Annotated in this window: 19 protein-coding genes and 1 tRNA gene; 17 read left to right on the top strand and 3 right to left on the bottom strand. The window is 60.8% G+C overall.

The features are described 5' to 3' along the window. The 5 genes from NUW23_10990 to NUW23_10970 all read left to right on the top strand — a co-directional run. Positions 1 to 301, top strand: a 301-nt coding sequence (locus NUW23_10990; GenBank protein ID MCR4426688.1) for an aldehyde ferredoxin oxidoreductase C-terminal domain-containing protein, incomplete at its 5' end; no start/stop codon positions are given. A 12-nt stretch (positions 302 to 313) separates the two neighbouring features. Beyond that, positions 314 to 1,654, top strand: coding sequence for a 5'-deoxyadenosine deaminase (locus tag NUW23_10985; GenBank protein ID MCR4426687.1), 1,341 nt, complete (start codon positions 314 to 316; stop codon positions 1,652 to 1,654). A 57-nt stretch (positions 1,655 to 1,711) separates the two neighbouring features. After that, positions 1,712 to 2,851, top strand: coding sequence for an NAD/NADP octopine/nopaline dehydrogenase family protein (locus NUW23_10980; protein MCR4426686.1), 1,140 nt, complete (start codon positions 1,712 to 1,714; stop codon positions 2,849 to 2,851). A gap of 1 nt (position 2,852) precedes the next feature. Continuing rightward, a complete protein-coding gene (locus tag NUW23_10975; GenBank protein ID MCR4426685.1) occupies positions 2,853 to 4,496 on the top strand; it encodes a cobalamin B12-binding domain-containing protein in 1,644 nt (547 codons plus the stop codon). Positions 4,497 to 4,530: 34 nt separating this feature from the next. Then, positions 4,531 to 4,749 carry a NifU family protein gene (locus tag NUW23_10970; protein MCR4426684.1) on the top strand — a complete coding sequence of 73 codons (219 nt, stop codon included), beginning with the start codon at positions 4,531 to 4,533 and terminating at the stop codon, positions 4,747 to 4,749. A gap of 131 nt (positions 4,750 to 4,880) precedes the next feature. On the opposite strand, the gene NUW23_10965 is transcribed toward NUW23_10970, so the two are convergent. Beyond that, positions 4,881 to 6,065 (bottom strand): peptidoglycan-binding protein, encoded by a 1,185-nt coding sequence (locus NUW23_10965; GenBank protein MCR4426683.1) that lies wholly within the window; start codon positions 6,063 to 6,065, stop codon positions 4,881 to 4,883. A 296-nt stretch (positions 6,066 to 6,361) separates the two neighbouring features. Between NUW23_10965 and tdh the strand changes: the two genes are divergently transcribed. From tdh to NUW23_10940, 5 genes are all read left to right on the top strand, one after another. After that, positions 6,362 to 7,399, top strand: a complete 1,038-nt coding sequence (gene tdh / locus NUW23_10960) for an L-threonine 3-dehydrogenase (GenBank protein ID MCR4426682.1) — start codon at positions 6,362 to 6,364, stop codon at positions 7,397 to 7,399. An 89-nt stretch (positions 7,400 to 7,488) separates the two neighbouring features. Further along, positions 7,489 to 8,679: a glycine C-acetyltransferase gene (locus NUW23_10955; GenBank protein ID MCR4426681.1), complete on the top strand. Its 1,191-nt coding sequence runs from the start codon at positions 7,489 to 7,491 to the stop codon at positions 8,677 to 8,679. A gap of 28 nt (positions 8,680 to 8,707) precedes the next feature. Further along, positions 8,708 to 9,625: a lysophospholipase gene (locus tag NUW23_10950; GenBank protein ID MCR4426680.1), complete on the top strand. Its 918-nt coding sequence runs from the start codon at positions 8,708 to 8,710 to the stop codon at positions 9,623 to 9,625. Continuing rightward, positions 9,622 to 10,515 (top strand): HesA/MoeB/ThiF family protein, encoded by an 894-nt coding sequence (locus NUW23_10945; GenBank protein ID MCR4426679.1) that lies wholly within the window; start codon positions 9,622 to 9,624, stop codon positions 10,513 to 10,515. The genes NUW23_10950 and NUW23_10945 overlap by 4 nt, the downstream gene beginning before the upstream one ends. Positions 10,516 to 10,557: 42 nt before the next feature. After that, positions 10,558 to 10,634, top strand: a tRNA-Met gene (locus tag NUW23_10940). Positions 10,635 to 10,713: 79 nt separating this feature from the next. On the opposite strand, the gene NUW23_10935 is transcribed toward NUW23_10940, so the two are convergent. Then, positions 10,714 to 11,583 carry an Mrp/NBP35 family ATP-binding protein gene (locus NUW23_10935; protein ID MCR4426678.1) on the bottom strand — a complete coding sequence of 290 codons (870 nt, stop codon included), beginning with the start codon at positions 11,581 to 11,583 and terminating at the stop codon, positions 10,714 to 10,716. A 58-nt stretch (positions 11,584 to 11,641) separates the two neighbouring features. After that, the gene (locus NUW23_10930) at positions 11,642 to 12,067 is read right to left on the bottom strand and encodes a MerR family transcriptional regulator (protein MCR4426677.1); all 426 of its coding nucleotides are present in this window, start codon (positions 12,065 to 12,067) and stop codon (positions 11,642 to 11,644) included. A gap of 632 nt (positions 12,068 to 12,699) precedes the next feature. On the opposite strand from NUW23_10930, the gene NUW23_10925 reads away from it, so the two are divergent. The 7 genes from NUW23_10925 to NUW23_10895 all read left to right on the top strand — a co-directional run. Continuing rightward, positions 12,700 to 13,176: a DUF134 domain-containing protein gene (locus NUW23_10925; protein MCR4426676.1), complete on the top strand. Its 477-nt coding sequence runs from the start codon at positions 12,700 to 12,702 to the stop codon at positions 13,174 to 13,176. A gap of 295 nt (positions 13,177 to 13,471) precedes the next feature. Further along, positions 13,472 to 13,957 (top strand): DUF5320 domain-containing protein, encoded by a 486-nt coding sequence (locus NUW23_10920; protein MCR4426675.1) that lies wholly within the window; start codon positions 13,472 to 13,474, stop codon positions 13,955 to 13,957. A gap of 152 nt (positions 13,958 to 14,109) precedes the next feature. Then, complete coding sequence (locus NUW23_10915; GenBank protein MCR4426674.1) at positions 14,110 to 14,481, top strand: NifB/NifX family molybdenum-iron cluster-binding protein; 372 nt, start codon at positions 14,110 to 14,112, stop codon at positions 14,479 to 14,481. A gap of 31 nt (positions 14,482 to 14,512) precedes the next feature. Beyond that, positions 14,513 to 14,902, top strand: a complete 390-nt coding sequence (locus NUW23_10910; protein MCR4426673.1) for a NifB/NifX family molybdenum-iron cluster-binding protein — start codon at positions 14,513 to 14,515, stop codon at positions 14,900 to 14,902. 52 nt (positions 14,903 to 14,954) lie between these two features. Continuing rightward, a complete protein-coding gene (locus tag NUW23_10905; GenBank protein ID MCR4426672.1) occupies positions 14,955 to 15,809 on the top strand; it encodes an ATP-binding protein in 855 nt (284 codons plus the stop codon). 40 nt (positions 15,810 to 15,849) lie between these two features. After that, a complete protein-coding gene (locus tag NUW23_10900; protein MCR4426671.1) occupies positions 15,850 to 16,743 on the top strand; it encodes an ATP-binding protein in 894 nt (297 codons plus the stop codon). Between the two features lie 35 nt (positions 16,744 to 16,778). Further along, on the top strand, positions 16,779 to 17,317 hold a 539-nt coding region (locus NUW23_10895), incomplete at its 3' end, for an MBL fold metallo-hydrolase (GenBank protein MCR4426670.1).

Raw genomic sequence — 17,317 nt, 5'->3', positions numbered from 1 at the left:
GCCCCGAGACATAGCAGGGCTTCTCAGCTGTGACCTTGGAAGGGAGTACACCGAGGCAGACCTGATGCGGATAGGTGAGAGGATCGTCACCTTGGAGCGGGTGATCAACCAGAGGGAAGGTATGGAGGCTAAAGAAGACAGGTTGCCCCGGAGGTTCCTTTCGGAGGGGTTGCCTGAAGGGCCGGCTGCAGGGGTTGTGGTGGATCTCGAGTCCATGCTCCGGGATTACTACCGGCTGCGCGGGTGGACGAACGGCGGGTTTCCAGATGCGTCCGCCCTTCAGGCGCTCGGTATAGATTGAGGGGTGCTCGGCGTGGGTAGGACGCTAATATCCGGCGCCTCCATCGTGACGATGGATCCCGAGAAGCGAGTGATCAAGAACGGCGATATCCTCATAGACGGCGATAGGATTGTGGGCGTTGGGACCGACCTAGGGGCCGCTGGAGCGGAGAAGAAGATCGACGCCCGCGGCAAAGTGGTAATCCCCGGTTTGGTGCAGATCCACGTGCATTTGTGTCAGGCCCTCTTCCGGGGGCTGTCGGATGATCTCGAGCTGATGGATTGGCTCAAGTACCGTACCTGGCCGCTTGAAGCCTCCCACGATGACGAATCCATCTACTACTCCGTGCATCTGGGCATCGCGGAGCTCCTGCGGGGCGGTACCACGTCCATCGTGGACATGGGCACCGTGCACCATCACGAGAGTGCGTTCCGGGCGATCGAGGAGTCCGGGATCCGCGCTATCTCTGGCAAGGCGATGATGGACTGGGGGGACGATGTCCCGAAAGGCCTCTCCGAGACTACGGAGGAGTCTCTTGAGGAGAGTATGTCTCTCGCGGAGCGATGGCACGGGGCCGCGGGAGGGCGGATCCGCTATGCATTCTCACCCAGGTTTGCCGTATCTTGTAGCGAAAGGTTGCTTCGGGAGGCCGGTGAGCTGGCCCGGGGACTAGGCGCACATGTCCACACCCACAGTTCTGAGAACGAAAACGAGATTGAGATAGTAGAGAGGGAGCGAGGGGCGCGCAACATCACCCACCTGGACGACATGGGGCTTCTGGGCCCCAGCACGATCGTGGCACACTGCGTCCACGTGGACGATGCAGAGCGGGCGATTCTGGCAAGGACCGGTACCCACGTGGCACATTGCCCGTCTGCAAACCAGAAACTCGCATCCGGCATCGCCCAGGTGCCCGAGATGCTGGATGAAGGCATCAACGTGGGGCTTGGGGCGGACGGGGCGGGGTGCAACAACAACCTTGACCAGTTCATCGAGATGCGCATGGCTGCGCTCATCCACAAACCGAGGCTCGGCCCCACCGCGATGCCGGCTCTCACCGTGCTGGAAATGGCGACGGTGAGAGGTGCCCGGGCGATGGGGTTGGAGCATGAGATCGGAAGCATTGAGGAAGGCAAGAAGGCCGATCTCGTGTTGCTCGACCTCGCGAGACCACATGCGTGGCCATCTGCAGGGGTCGATCTCCCATCCCGCATTGTGTACTCAGCGCACTCTTCCGATGTGGTGCTCACGATGGTCGACGGGAAGGTTCTCTACGAGGAGGGCCGATTCGCCGCAGTGGATCAGGGAGAGATCCTGTCGAGGTGCGACGAGGCCGTAACCAGGCTGCTCACAAAGGCTGGGCTTCGGGGTTAGTCCCACGGGTGCCGGACCGCCGAACCCTTCCCAAGAACGATTTGAGGAGGCGATCCAATGACACCGCAAGCTAAGCGACTTCGCCTTACCAAAGAGATTCCTTTCCACCAGGACCGTCCGGTAGTCTGCGTCATGGGAGCGGGCCATGGCGGACAGGCGATGGCGGGGCATCTGGCCCTGATGGGTTGCTCAGTGAGGCTCTTCAACCGCAGCGAACAGCGGCTGGACGCAATCAAAGTCATGGGCGGAATAAGGGTCGAGGGGGAAGTGGAGGGATTCGGGAAGCTCGAAAAGGTGACCGCCAACCCCAAGGAAGCGCTGGAAGGCGCGGAACTGATAATGGTGGTGGTCCCTGCCACCGCCCACGCATACATGGCGGAGGCCGCCGCGCCCCACTTGACCGATGGGCAGATCATCGTTCTCAACCCGGGCCGAACCGGAGGTGCCCTCGAGTTCTGGAACATTCTCAGGACCAGGGGCGTGAGCGCCCAGGTCACTGTCGCGGAGGCCCAGACGCTCATATATGCCAGCCGCGCAGTCAACCCTGCCCAGGCTCGCATCTTCCGGATCAAGAACATGATCCCCGTAGCGGCCCTGCCCGCTTACAGAACCCCTGAGGTAGTGAAAACCCTGCGCCGGATCTACCCGCAGTTCGCTCCGGGCGACAACGTGCTCAAGACGAGCATGGACAACATCGGGGCCATCTTCCACCCGGGCATAACCTGTCTCAACTCAGGTTGGATCGAGTCCAGGCACGGGGACTTCGAGTTCTACATGGACGGCATCACCCCAGCCACCGCGCGGGTACTCGAGGCCCTGGACAAGGAGAGAGTGGCAGTGGCGGAGGCCCTCGGAATCCGGGCGATGTCCGCCCGGGAGTGGCTGTACATGGCGTACGACGCCGCGGGGAGGACCCTTTTCGACGCGATCCAGAGCAACCACGGGTACAAGGGGATCAAGGCGCCGATCTCACTATCCACCCGGTATCTTTCCGAGGATGTGCCTATGAGCCTGGTTCCCATCTGCTCCATCGGAGACATGCTAGGGGTGGAGACCCCGGCCATGAAGAGCATAATCTCCATCGCAAGTCTCTTGAGTGCGGAGGACTACATGGCGACCGGAAGGACAGTGGAGAAGCTCGGGCTCGCAGGCAAGACCGTAAGGGAGATCCGGAAACTCGTTCTGGAGGGGGAGTAGGGTGTCGGAACGCGCGAGACCTCTGATCATCGGAGCTGCGGTCGGGAACTGCGTACACATCGCGGGGCTTCTGAACTTCCTGCGCCTGGCGGAGGCGGCGGGCTATGAGGTCCATTCGATGGGCCCGGCCGTCCCAGTGGCCAAACTCGTGGGCGCAGCAGTCGAGGCGAACGCGGACATAATAGCTGTAAGCTACAGGCTGACCCCGGAGGTCGCCGCGAACCTCATAGACGAACTCCGCTGTGAAGCGGAGCGCGCGGGCATCGCGGGGCGGCGGTTCATCTTCGGCGGGACCCCGCCCGTTGCATCGGTGGCTCGAGCCACGGGGTTCTTCGACGCAGTATTCTCTGGGGAAGAGAGCGTCCCAGAGATCATGGCCTACCTCCGGGGTGAGGCGCGGCAGGGCGAGGAGCCAACCTACGCCGGGGACCTGGTATCCCGGATCACGGCGTCCAGGCCTCACCCTCTGATCCGCCACCACTTCGGGCTCCCGTCGCTTTCGGACACTATCGAGGGAGCCCGTAGGATCGCGGAGTCCCGGACAGTCGACGTGATCTCCGTGGGGCCCGACCAGAACGCCCAGGAGAGCTTCTTCCGCCCTTCGGAGATGCTGGGGGAACAGGACGGCGCCGGGGGTGTGCCTGTGCGGACCGAGGAAGACCTCGCCGCCATCTACAAGGCGTCACGCACCGGCAACTACCCGCTGGTCAGATGCTACAGCGGGACGAGAGACCTCATGAAGTGGGCGGAGATGTCAGTCCGGGTCATACGAAACGCATGGGCGGCAATCCCGCTGTGCTGGTACAGTCAGCTCGACGGGAGGTCCGGACGGACCCCGCAAGAGGCAATGGAAGAGAACATGTCAGTGGTCCAGTGGTATGCGAGCCGTGGAATCCCAGTCGAGGTGAACGAGTCGCATCACTGGAGCTTGAGGGGCGCGCACGATGTTGTGGCGGTGGTCATGGCGTTCGTCGCGGCATACAACGCAAAGGTGCGGGGAGTCCGCCACTACGTGGCACAGTACATGTTCAACAACCCCGTCGGCACGTCCTACGTGATGGACCTCGGGAAGATGCTCGCCAAGATCCAACTCATCGAGAGCCTCCACGACGAGACGTTCACCTCCTACCGGGAGGTGCGCGCGGGGCTGGCGAGCCTGTCCGTGGACATGGGCGTGGCGAAAGGCCAGCTCGCGTCGTCGACTCACCTCCAGATGAGTCTCTCGCCGGACATCGTGCACGTTGTGGGCTTCCCCGAGGCGGACCACGCCGCGAGGCCGGAGGAAGTGATCGAGAGCTGCAAGATCGCAAGGGGCGTGATCCGAAACTGCCTTGGGGGATTGCCCGATGTGAGCAGGGATCCGCGGGTCATTGCCCGCAGGGACGAGTTGGTGAAGGAAGCCGGGGTCCTGCTGGACGCCATTCGAAGGCTTGGAGAAGGCACGTCAGACGATCCGCTGGCTGACCCGGGCGTGATCGCCGGGGCGATCCGGGCCGGCCTGCTCGATGCGCCCCACCTTGCAGGGAATCCCCTTGCTGCCGGGGGGGTCGTGACGGACATCGTCAACGGGGCGTGCGTCGCACTAGATCCTGTCACTCGCAAGCCTATTGATGAGAAAACGCGCCTGAGGAATCTGGGTATGTGATACTATTGAGAGGTAGTCGGGAGGAGGTAGTGAAGTGAAAGAGAAGGTAGCCGCTGCACTCGATAAGATCAGGCGGTCTCTGCAGGCTGATGGCGGGGACGTGGAGCTTGTAGGGGTCGAGGACGGGGTGGTCCGGGTCAAACTCCGGGGAGCATGTGCGGGGTGCCCGATGTCCGTCATGACGCTGAAGAATGGAATAGAGCGCGTCCTCAAGCAGGAAGTTCCCGAAGTCAAGTCTGTGGTGGCAGTTTAACAGGCACAGGTCCCGGCCTGGAGCTGTAAGCTGCTCGGGGGACATGCAGAGTTGGCCGGGGGAGCTCCTGCACCAACGGGAAAGAGCGGCCGGCTGCGCGTCGCGAGGAATGGCGCTGTCGGCCGCTCGGGCTATTCGAACGCATAGAGCCCGAGTGCGTCATATGTCGGCCCGTCCACGATCCCGGTCACCGGGAGGCCGCGGTCCTTCTGCAGCCGCATAATGGCCTTTTCGGTTCCCGGGCCGTACACCCCGTCCGGCGGGCCGGAGATGTAGCCCAGCTCGATGAGGCACTTCTGGACTTCAATGACATGGCCTGCCTTCACGCCTGGCCTGATGGTCTGCCGCCGGGAGCCCAGATACCTGAGCATTCCCCCGATGATCACGACTGGAGTCCCCACGTCCACGAGAGCATAGAGCTTCTCCACGTCTCTGTTGAACATGCGCACACATCCGCTGGACTTCCTGCGCCCCACTGTCCACGGCTTGTTGGTGCCGTGAATCCCGAACTTCCCCCACGGCACATTCAGCCCCATCCACCTCGAGCCGAACCCTCCTGCCCAGGCCGCCTTGCCGATGATCCTGTACTGGCCGAGAGGAGTCGGAGTGGAGGGTGCCCCCACACCTACCCTGAACTGATGGATCGGACGGCCGTCTTCGAGCACTGTCAGCGTGAGGTCAGAGGTGTCTACGAGTATGGCGCGCCAGCCAGTCCGGGTTAGGGAGGCGTCCGGGGAGGCATCTGGGGAGGCTTTTGGGGAGGCAGCCGTGGGGCCGCCCTGCTGCGGGCCGGAGTGGACCGCGGGAGTGCTCATCAGGTCGGTCAAGGGCTCAGAGAGCCGGACGGCTATGTCTTCGCACACCCTGCCCAGGGCCATCCACACAGCGAGATCGACTATTCCGTTGACTTTCATGCCCTGCGCGGCCTGGAACCGGCGGACAGCAGCGTCGGTCGCGGGACCGAAAACCCCGTCGATCTGACTTTCGAAGTAGCCAGCCATGGCAAGACCCTCTTGAAGGTCTACCACTTGTTCGCCGATGGTCCTGGGGTCTGTGAGCCACAGCATGTGCAAGTCTCCACACGAACACAGGTCCCGGGAAGCCTGAAAAGGCGCGCCTCCGGACATCTTGACACTTGCCTGGTCCCCCGTGGCCTGCGCAAGCTGTGACGGGACATCCGGAGTGCCCGAAGGGGCCTGCACCGGAGCCTGTGAGCCCGGAGGCTGGGCCTGCCGGAGCCCGTAGGAGAACACGATAGCGAATCCGAGCCCGAAGCAGATCAGAAGCGCCAGGCGTGTAGGCCATTGCCGTCTCACGATACGTCACTCCATCGAGTCGTGCGGCAAAGCCGCGCAGTCGCACGCGGATAGTGTGTCCACACATGCCCAGCCCTAACGGCCTTCGCGCAGCAATTTGCCCGAGGGATTCTTGATCGGGGCGACGGGAGTTCCGATCGGAGCGACGTGCCAGGTTCTTCTCATCGGAGGCCATCTCCTGCCTGTACAAATCTGCCTTCTGGAGCAGGTGTAAAAGCGGGCAACTAGAATACTAGACAGGGCATTGCGCAGCCGAGGTGGTCCATGGGTGGCCACAACCGGAGGGAGGCTTCTTCATGCTGGGAGAGATGCGGGCCATAGCCAAGACTGCGCCGGAACCCGGCGCGAGCAAGGTGATGGTGCCAATTCCCCAGCCAGGGCCGGGAGAGGTCCTGGTGAAGGTCAGGGCGGCCGCGATATGCGGCACGGATGTCCACATCTACAAATGGGATCCTTGGGCGAGTTCGAGAATCGCGACGCCAAGAGTCTTCGGGCACGAGTTCTCAGGTGACGTCGTTGAACTGGGAGAGGGCGTTACCAGGGTAGAGCTGGGGCAGTTTGTATCTATCGAGACACACTGTGCGTGCGGGAGGTGCTACCTCTGTCTCACCGGACGCGCTCACATATGCCACGACACCAGAATCATAGGAGTTGACAGAGACGGGTGTTTTGCTGAGTACGTTGTGGTTCCTGAGGAGAACTGCTGGACGTGGGACATAGACATATCTGAAGAGGTGGCGGCGATCCAGGACCCGCTGGGCAACGCAGTTCATGCAGCTCTCTCGACCAGCCTCACAGGTAAGACTGTCCTTGTAACCGGCGTCGGCCCTATCGGGCTCTGCACAATAGGTATTGCCAAGCGCGCGGGGGCCTCGGCTGTATATGCTACCGACGTGAGTGACTACCGGCTCGAGCTCGCCCGGCAGATGGGCGCGGACCTTGCGGTCAACGCGGCCCGCGAAGACCCTGTGAGAGTCGTCCGAGAAGCCACTGGAGGGATCGGAGTGGACGTGCTGCTCGAAATGTCGGGCAGCGCCACAGCCATCAGGCAAGGGTTCGAGATACTCCGGAAAGCGGGGTTCGCAGCACTGCTGGGACTCCCGTCAGCACCTGTGGAGATCGACCTCGCCAATGCTATCATCTTCAAAGGCGCGGTGGTTCAGGGTATCAATGGAAGGAAGATGTTCGAGACCTGGTTCGAAGCCCGCTCACTTCTCAAGGCCGGGCTCGATATCACTCCCGTCATCACACACCGGCTGTCCCTGGAGGACTTCGAGGAGGGGATCAGGCTCATGATGGCGGGAGAGTGTGGCAAGGTCATACTCTACCCGTAGGGGCAGGGGAACGCGGGAAGGGAAGAGCCACGGCGGGCCGGGCGGAACGGTGAATTCCGTAGCTACCAAATACTCAGGGGGCGACCTTCATGTCCAACGCACTTGCATACCTTGAAGAGGAATTGGCCAACCTGCGCGAGCAGAAGCTGTTCCGGTATCCAAAGGTGCTCGAAGGCCAGCAGAAGGCAGTGGCCGTGTACGACGGGCACGAGGTGGTGAACCTTTCATCCAACAACTACCTGGGCCTCGCCACCCATCCCCGGATGGTGGAGCGTGCGCGCCGGGCGGTGGAGGAGTTCGGCGCGGGATCGGGTGCGGTGCGGACGATCGCTGGGACCATGTCCATGCACGAGGAGCTGGAGCGGAAGATAGCGGCGTTCAAGCATACCGAGGCTGCCCTCGTCTTCCAGTCCGGATTCACTGCGAACGCTGGGACCGTCTCGGCTATCCTTGGCAAAGACGACGTCATCATAAGCGATGAACTCAACCACGCCAGTATCATCGACGGGTGCAGGCTGTCAAGAGCGACGATCAAGGTCTTTCCCCATGCTGACGTGGACGCGCTCAGGCGGTTACTCGAGGAGACCGCACCGATCCAGAAGGAAGGCCACCGGGTCTTGGTCATCACCGACGGAGTTTTCAGCATGGATGGGGACATCGCCCGGCTTCCCGAGATCGTTCGGGCGGCAAAGGAATATGGCGCCATCACCATGGTGGACGATGCCCATGCCTCTGGAGTACTGGGGCGGAACGGTCGGGGGACTGTCGACCACTTCGACTTGCACGGAAGCGTGGACATCCAGGTGGGAACACTTTCTAAAGCCATCGGGGTGCTCGGGGGGTATGTCGCCGGGAGCCGGACCCTCATAGACTACCTGATTCACAGGGCAAGGCCCATTCTGTTCAGCACCTCCCACCCGCCGGCGGTAACGGCTGCGTGCCTCGAGGCCTTCGACATACTGGTGGAGGAGCCAGAACACATAGAGAGGCTTTGGGAGAACACCCGGTTCTTCAAGAAAGGCCTCAACAAGCTGGGCTTCGATACTGGCCGGAGCGAGACCCCCATCACCCCGGTTATCGTCGGGGACGGGGCCCTCGCCATGAAGTTTTCGGATAGGCTGTTCGAGGAAGGCGTGTTCGCCCAGGGGATTGCGTTCCCAACAGTGCCGGTGGGGAAAGCCCGGGTCCGGACCATCGTCACAGCGTCCCACACCCAAGAGAACCTCGAGTTCGCACTTGTAGCGTTCGAGAAAGTCGGACGGGAACTTGCCATCATCTGAGGCCTTTGGCCTGGAGGAGGATGCCCAAATGGCGGGTGTCGCCTACTCGGAGGAGACCATCACCACCCCGGACGGGACGGTGCTGTTTCTCAGGGCATGGAAGGGTGCGGTGGAGGATAAGGAAGCGGCGAAACGCGGAAGGCCGCCGGCCGGACCTGCGCCGGACGTAGACGGGAAGCCGCGCGCGGCGGTGGTGATCGCCCACGGACTCGCCGACCATTCGGGCCGGTTCAGGCATGTGGCCGAGTACTTCGCGGGACTCGGTTACACGGTGTACGCCTACGACCACCGCGGGCAGGGCAAATCGGGCGGAGTGCGAGGGCACGTAGAGCGGTTCGAGCAGTTCTATGAGGACTTCGGGTTTGTAGCCGGTGAGATCCGGCGCCGGCGCCCCGGAATCCGCCTCTTTGCGATAGGCCACTCCATGGGAGGCCTGATCGTTCTGGGCCATGCCGCGCGGAGGCCGGACGTGGTGGACGGGATCATTGCCAGTGCGCCGTGCCTCGACCTGAGGATGAAGGTTTCGGGGGCCAAGAAGACCCTGGTCCTGGCACTGGCCAGGGTGTTCCCAAGGCTTTCAGTGGACACGGGGATACCTGCCGAACACCTCTGCCACGATCAGAACGTGGTATCATCCTACAAGACCGACCCGGTCAGGTACCCGCGCATCACCACCAGGTTCTGCGTCGAATTCGAGTCCGCCATGAAGGATGTGCGCGGGCGGGCAGGGTCTTTCGCGGTTCCATGCCTGTTCATGGCGGGTGGGGCTGACCCAATAGTCGCCACCGAGGTCACCGTGGAATTCTACGAGCGGGACCCGCACCCTGACAAGAAGCTTGTGGTGTGGGACGGACTCTTCCACGAGATATTCAATGAGCCCCAGAAAGACGAAGTGCTCAAGACTGCGGCGGATTGGATTGCGGAGAGGGAGGGCATGCCGGCGTGATGAGTGGGACTGACCTTCCGGGACCGAAAGACCTACCGGGATCGACCGAGTGGGCGCAGGAGGGGACGCGAACTCCCGGAGGCCTGAGCCGCGCCGAGCGGGAGCGGTACGGGCGCCATCTCTGCCTTGCGGGAGTGGGTGAGCCCGGCCAGGAGAAACTCAAACAGGCGAAGGTGCTCGTGGTGGGGACAGGAGGGCTCGGCTCGCCGGCAGCGTTCTACCTCGCAGCCGCGGGCGTGGGGAGGCTCGGGATCGCGGATTCCGACCGCGTGGACCTGTCGAACCTGCAGAGGCAGATTCTCCACTCGACGTCCGACATAGGGAGGCCGAAGGTGGAGTCTGCCGCCGAGAAGCTTGCCCGGTTGAACCCCGGGTGCGACGTGGTTGGCCACGCGGAGCGAGTCGGGGCAGAGAACGCTGCCCGGCTCATTGAAGAATACGACATCGTGGTAGACGGCACAGACAACTTCAAGACCAGGTTCATCCTGAACGACGCGTGTGTCGCGGCAGGCAAGCCGTTCGTGCACGGTGCGGTATTGGGGTGGGTCGGGCAGGCGATGACCGTTGTCCCGGGGGCCGGCCCCTGCTACCGGTGTGTGTTTGGCGAGGCGCCGGGGGCGGGCGGTGGCGTCCCGGGTGATGATTCCGAGGAATCTGGCAGGTCGGAGGGAGTTTGTGCCTCGATCTCGCCCGAACGAGTGGGAGTGCTGTCGCCCGTGCCCGGAGTCATCGGGACGATCCAGGCTACCGAGGCGATCAAGCTGATCGTGGGGGCGGGCGAACCACTCGTGGGCAGGCTTCTCATATGGGACGGTCTCAGGATGGAATTTGACCGGGTGGAGGTGGCGCGGGACCCCGGATGTGCCGCATGCGGCCGATTGACAGACTGAAGATCGGGTGCTAAAATGAGTTTCGCATGGATCGTGACATGTGGCGGCGTAGCTCAGTTGGTTAGAGCATGCGGTTCATACCCGCAGTGTCACTGGTTCGAATCCAGTCGCCGCTACCATATGTGACAGTAAGCGCCTCCGTGATGGGAGGCGCTTTAGTTGTTGGCGGAGACGTCGTGTGACTCTCGAATGCCCTGGTTATTGCCCTTGTGCCCCTGCCTTTTGCGCCCTGAGCTTCTCCAGATGGTCCGAGATTCTCACGATATGGTCCACGACACTGCTGAACCCTTCCGGCTCATAGTCTTCAATCCGACCCTTATCACACAGCTCCGAAAGACTCGGGTCGAGCGGGAGTGTGGCAAGAAACGGTATGTCGGTGGCTTTCGCCACGGCTTGGCCTTTGCTCGGGCCGAAGACCTGGTGCCTTTCGCCGCAGTGCGGGCACGTGACATAACTCATGTTTTCAACCAAGCCCAGAATGTGAGTTTTGAGGAGCCTTGCCATCTTGATAGCCTTCTTCACCACCATGACCGCGAGATCCTGGGGCGATGAGACTATCACGATCCCATCGAGCGGCAGGGACTGCATGACGGTGAGCGGGGCATCTCCAGTTCCAGGCGGAAGGTCCACAAAGAGGAAGTCCAGGTCCTCCCAGACGACATCCGTCCAGAACTGCCTGACGACGTTTGCGATGAGTGGCCCTCGCCATATGACAGGATCGTCCTCACTGGGAAGAAGAAGGTTGATCGACATTACGGGCATCTTGAAGGTTTCGCTCCTCACAGGGAGCAGGCCAAGCTCCGCACTGTCGGCCCGTTGGCTCAGCCCAAACATCTTCGGAATACTCGGCCCAGTTATATCTGCGTCCAGTATCCCAACACGATAGCCCGCCCGTGCAAAGGAGGAAGCGAGAAGGGCAGTTACGGAAGACTTCCCGACTCCGCCTTTTCCACTCATCACCGCAATGACATGCCGAATGTTGTTGAACGGGCCTTGCGGCAACTTCTCTATGGCGGATTCCGCCGCTGGCTTTTCCTTTGTTCGGTCGTTGGTTCTGGTTTCGCTCATCGGTGGTTCTCCCGTCCCTTCTTCAAAGCGTGTCTTCAACCGCACAGAAGCAGGTGCTTCACGAATCCCTGTTGGATCTGGCGCAGGACCCACATCTCTCCCGGTTCTGATATATCCGGCATCCGCCGCAGAGATCAGCCTTGTCGACTACCACATGACAATAGGTGTCATGCTCTTTCCAGCACGCCTTAGTCCGCGCCTTCAATTCTGGTGACATCCCTCCGGGGCAGTTGTCCAGCCACCAGCACGGGTACATCTCCACAACCTGCCTGACACCGGCCAAGTTGAGGCCCTTGTCATCAGTGAGATGCTTGACAAACCTGAGCCGCTTAACGTCATTGGCTGAATAAAGACGCTGGCCTCCCCTGCGGGCAGGCCTTATGAGGCTCTGCCGTTCCCAGATTCTGAGGGTCTCCGGGTGGACACCAAGGAGACCAGCGGTGATTCCTATGGTGTAGACTGGGACATCATCGCCGATGATCAAGCATGGCACCTCCCCCCGGTTCGTTGACACCGCCAAGCCAGATGATACACCTACAAAGAGCGTTTGTAAACTACCTCAAATACCTGTTGGGGAGTATCTATGAGGTCACATTTGGATTCTGGCACTACGCTGGGCACTGATATTCTGCGGTAGCATCGTCAGTCGGATGATACAGCGCATAATACCTTGATGAAGTATGTTCACACGGGGCACTGAAACAAGACGCACTGCCATCTGGCCCCAGTAAACTTCATGCTCTTGAGGTTGACGTTTGGCAGCGGGGGAAGCTACAATGGTTATGGGCATATGATTGATATTGACGTGGGAATAGAGCTGGAGGTGAGAGGAATGCCCAGGGGTGATGGTACGGGTCCCACAGGACAAGGCCCTGGCACAGGAGAGGGTTTCGGGAGAGGCTTTGGCGGAGGCACAGGAAGAAACAGAGGCCCCAGAGCCGGAGCAGGGCCGGTTGGTGAGTGCGTTTGCCCAGCGTGCGGGAGAGTCGTTCCCCACCAGAGGGGGGTCCCTTGTTACCAGATTACGTGCCCCAACTGTGGAGTTGCGATGACAAGGAAATGAAACTTAGGTCAACGCTGTAGCGGTGAATGAATCTGTGGACGGGAGCTGATAACATGCCGAGGCCGCCCAAGTTCCGGCGCGTGGAGTTGCTTCCTCAGGTAACTGTGTTCAAGCCGGCCGGAGTTCCTCTACGAGAGCTAGTGGAAGAAGTGCTGACTGTGGAGGAACTCGAGGCCATTCGTCTGAAGGACATGGAAGGCCTCGAACAAGAGCAGTGTGCGGAGAGAATGCAGGTCTCCCGGCCCACATTCCAGAGAGTGCTTGTCGCGGCAAGGCAGAAAGTCGCACGGGCCCTCGTCGAAGGCAGAGCCATCCGCGTGGAGGGAGGAAACTACCGATTGGCTGTGCGCCGATTTCAATGCAGGGCATGCAACTACGAATTTGAGGTACCCTTCGGCACGGGACAACGCGGGATCGAAATGGTGTGTCCCCAGTGCAATGCCCAACAGGTGCACCGTGTCGATCAGAACGGACATGGCTTCGGGAACATGCCATGGGGGCGTCATGGCCGAGGGTGGAATCGCAGGTAAGCAGAAGGCTTAGGCCTCAACGTGAACCAAGCCTCCAAGCTCCTCGACACGCTTCTGAGGCTGGGCCTGATCAGCACCAGCTCCCCACCGGATGCGAAAACCTGCTTCTATACAGCACATGACAGATGGTATTCAGGTTGACACGACGGGGCATTCTTTTCGCTTGATTATTGACATATGCCCACAACGGCGGGTATACTAGTAATGAACATATGATCATTACGCGCACCGAGACGGCGGTGTGACGGGAGGCGAGACATCCAGCGGAAAAGCGAGATGAAAGGAGGTGTTGGACATGCCAAGAGGTGATGGAACAGGACCTTCGGGTTTCGGACCCATGACGGGCAGAGCCGCGGGGTACTGCGCCGGGTATTCCGTCCCCGGGTTCATGAATCCGGTTGGGGTCAGAGGTGCCGGATTCATAGGCGGGCCGATGCTGCGTCGTGGGCGCGGATTCGGCCAAGGCCCGGGAAGGGGTTGGAGGCGTATGTACTACGCGACGGGATTGCCTGGTTGGGCTCGATTCGGCTACCCCGGGTGGGCGGCCCCGGCATACCCGGCCGGAGTTGTTCCTCTTCCCCTGAACCCCTATGGTGTTCCTTTCCCTGGAGCCCCATATGCGGGCCGAGATCCGAAAGAGGCGGCCAAGGCTGCTGCTGAACACGAGGCTGCGCTCCTCCGGCAACAGGCGGAATTCCTGACGGAGGAACTTGAAGCGGTAAAGGAGAGACTGGAGCAGCTGGCCGGGTCGGAGGAGGACAAGACTGAAGAGCCCAAGTAGTCTCCCCGACCTTAGAGACTTGACCCTCACCATATGCTTGCCGCTTCCGTGTGCTTTAGGGGGAGGAAGGAGATGAGGACCCACGCTCGCTTCCTCCCCCTAAAGCCTACGGTTCCGGCATGGACCAGATCATCCGCGAAGGAGTGAGCAAGATGAAAGTGGCGGTTACCGCCCAGGGTGCTGACATGAATTCACTATTGGATCCTCGTTTTGGAAGATGTCAGTATTTCATCATCATCGACCCGGATAGCGAGGAATTCGATGCAGTAGCCAACCAGGGGGTTATGGCATCCGGCGGCGCCGGCATTCAGAGCGCGCAGTTCCTTGCCGACCGCGGAGTCAGCGCGGTGCTTACGGGGAACGTGGGCCCCAACGCTGCACGTGCGCTGCAGGGTGCGGGGATCGAGGTGTACAGTATGGCATCAGGAACGGTGCGCGAGGCTGTCCAGGCCTACAAGGCAGGGAACCTCGGCCGAATTTCTGGAGCAACAGTGGGGTCGCATTTCGGCATGGGCAAGCGCTGAGCAGATTGAGTCAACCGAGGAGGTCTACAGTGTGAAGATCGCAGTAGCAACGGACGGGTTTATGGTGGCAGCACATTTTGGTCGTTGCCCGGAGTACACCATAGTAACTGCAAGCGACTCAAAGGTGCAGGACAAGATCGTCATCCCCAATCCAGGGCACGAGCCAGGATTTCTGCCTGAGTATCTTTCGAAGCTCGGAGTCACGTGTATTATCGCCGGGGGCATGGGCCCGAGGGCGCAAGGGCTATTTGCGGAGAAGAACATCCAAACGGTAAGTGGGGTTTCGGGGACGGTAAATGACGCGATCGATTCATACCTCGCGGGCTCGCTCGAGGCCGGGGAGAGCTTCTGCGAACATGGTGAGGGACACGGTGGGTGTGACCACGACCACGCGGGACACGGCGAGCGAAAGCATTGCTGATGCCGGAGGAATGCCCATTCCCCAGCCAAAACTCGAGCGGCGGAGATGTCCGATGATTGTAGCAGTAGCCAGCGGGAAAGGCGGGACAGGCAAGACCACCATCGCAGTCAACCTCGCCCTGACTCTTGAAGGAACAGTGCCCGTGGAGCTCCTTGATTGCGATGTCGAGGAGCCCAACGCCCACCTCTTCCTTCATCCTGTACTTGAGACATCCGAAAAGGTCACACAACCGGTGCCGACTGTTGACGAGAGCAAGTGCACTCACTGCGGCAGATGTGGGGAGATCTGTGCTTTTCACGCCATTATGGCCTTGGGAAGTAAGGTCATGACGTTTCCCGAACTGTGCCACGGTTGCGGAGGATGCAGCCGGTTCTGCCCCACGGGTGCGATTTCGGAAGAACCACGCGAGATCGGGGTTGTAGAAAGTGGGCACGCAGGGAGGATCGAATTCGTTCAGGGCAGGGTGAACGTGGGAAACCCTCTGGCTCCCCCAGTAGTAAGAGCCGTGAAGGGCCGGATGGCGGCCTGTCCAGGCAAGGCCACCATCATCGACGCTCCGCCCGGAACGTCCTGCCCTGTGGTAGCCTCGGTGAAAGACAGCGATTTCTGTATACTGGTTACAGAGCCAACGCCTTTCGGTGTCAATGATCTCCTTCTGGCCATTGACATGGTAAGGGAGCTGGGTGTCCCGTTTGGTGTGGTGATCAACCGTTCAGGCATTGGCGACAGTAACCTTGTGGCCTACTGCAGACTAGAGAAGATACCTATACTGCTGGAAATCCCCTTCGATCGGAGATACGCTGCCTGTTATGCCGGTGGAGGGAGGCTCGTTGAGGATTTCCCTGAACTACGCGAAGCCTTCCGAGATCTTTGGCGGAGGGTCTGTGTTTTGGCAGGGGTTCGGTAAGCAACCGATAGTGAGCCGGAGTCGAAGGGATGACGCGATATTGAAAGAACTACTTGTCATAAGCGGAAAAGGTGGTACCGGCAAGACCTCCATAGTCGGAGCGTTTGCGGTGCTGTCCAAGAACAAAGTTCTTGCTGATTGTGACGTGGATGCCGCTGACCTCCACCTGCTGCTGAAGCCCACGGTGCGCGAGACTACAGAGTTCTACGGCTCCAAGAAGGCCGGGCTTGACGAGGCCAAGTGTACGGGGTGCGGGGACTGTATCGAAGCCTGCCGTTTCGGCGCCATCGTCATGGGCAAGGGGCGCATCGAGATCGACCCTATTTCGTGCGAGGGTTGTGCCGTGTGCTCCCATGTTTGCCCCCAGGGCGCGATAGTCATGCAAGACAATCTCTCTGGCCACTGGTTCATATCAGACACCCCTTACGGTCCTCTAGTCCACGCCAGGCTTGGCGTCGCCGAGGAGAGTTCCGGCAAGCTTGTAACCCGGGTGCGGGATGAGGCCCGTTCCTTGGCGAAGAGCCTGGAACTGGACCTCATCATCATTGACGGACCGCCTGGGATAGGCTGCCCGGTCATAGCGTCAATTTCCGGGGTGGACCTGGCCCTAATCGTCACCGAGCCTACAGTCGCCGGGACCCACGACATGGCAAGAGCACTTGAGCTGGCAAGACACTTCGGCGTAGAGGTGGTTGTGTGCATAAACAAGTACGATCTCCACGAGGGGAAGGCTCAGGAGATCGAACAGCACTGCGCGGCTGAGGGGATACAGGTTGCCGGGAAGATCCCGTTTGACGAGGGAGTGGTAACCGCCTTGACCAGGGGCATGCCCGTGGGTGCTCGTGCAAATGATGGCGCCTCTGGGTGGGAGGAAGGGAAAGCCTCAAAGGCAATACAGGAGCTCTGGGCGAGGGTTTCGTCCAGATTGAACTAGACCAGCCCTTATGAAGGACGTCAGAGGTGGGGGTGATGGCCGTGGCTGGGGGGACCGCAAACGCCCGGGTAACCATCCTGGTTGACAACTTGGTGAGGGGAAGAAACCTATGGGGAGAGCATGGGCTCTCCCTGTTGGTGGAGACCGGGGGGCAAATGACCCTCTTTGATACTGGGCAGTCCGGGGAGGTCTTGGCTCACAACGCGGCGGAATTCGGGCTGAACCTTGCAGATGTAGACTCCGTCGTCCTGAGCCATGGCCACCGCGATCACACCGGGGGACTGGCCTCGGTCCTGCAGAAGCTGGGGCCAGCGGACCTGTACGCCCATCCGGGGGTCTTCGAAAAGAAGTACGCCAAAGAAGGCGAAAGCGAGCCAAGGGAAATTGGATGCCCGATTTCCAAGGAGGATCTAGCCTCCTCCAAGATCGATCTTCACCTGAGCGAGGCCCCCGCCTGGCTTGACGAAGACGTTGTCCTCTCCGGAGAGGTTGTGCGCACCACTGACTTCGAGGACATCCCCCGCTCGTTCCTGGTGGAACGTGATGGAGTGCTCACAGCGGACCCGCTTCTGGA

This window comes from Bacillota bacterium (assembly GCA_024655925.1).
Taxonomy (GTDB): Bacteria; Bacillota; DTU025; order DTU025; family JANLFS01; genus JANLFS01.
The sequence above is the reverse complement of the archived record's forward strand: the minus strand, read 5'-3'. Positions and strand labels throughout refer to the sequence as shown.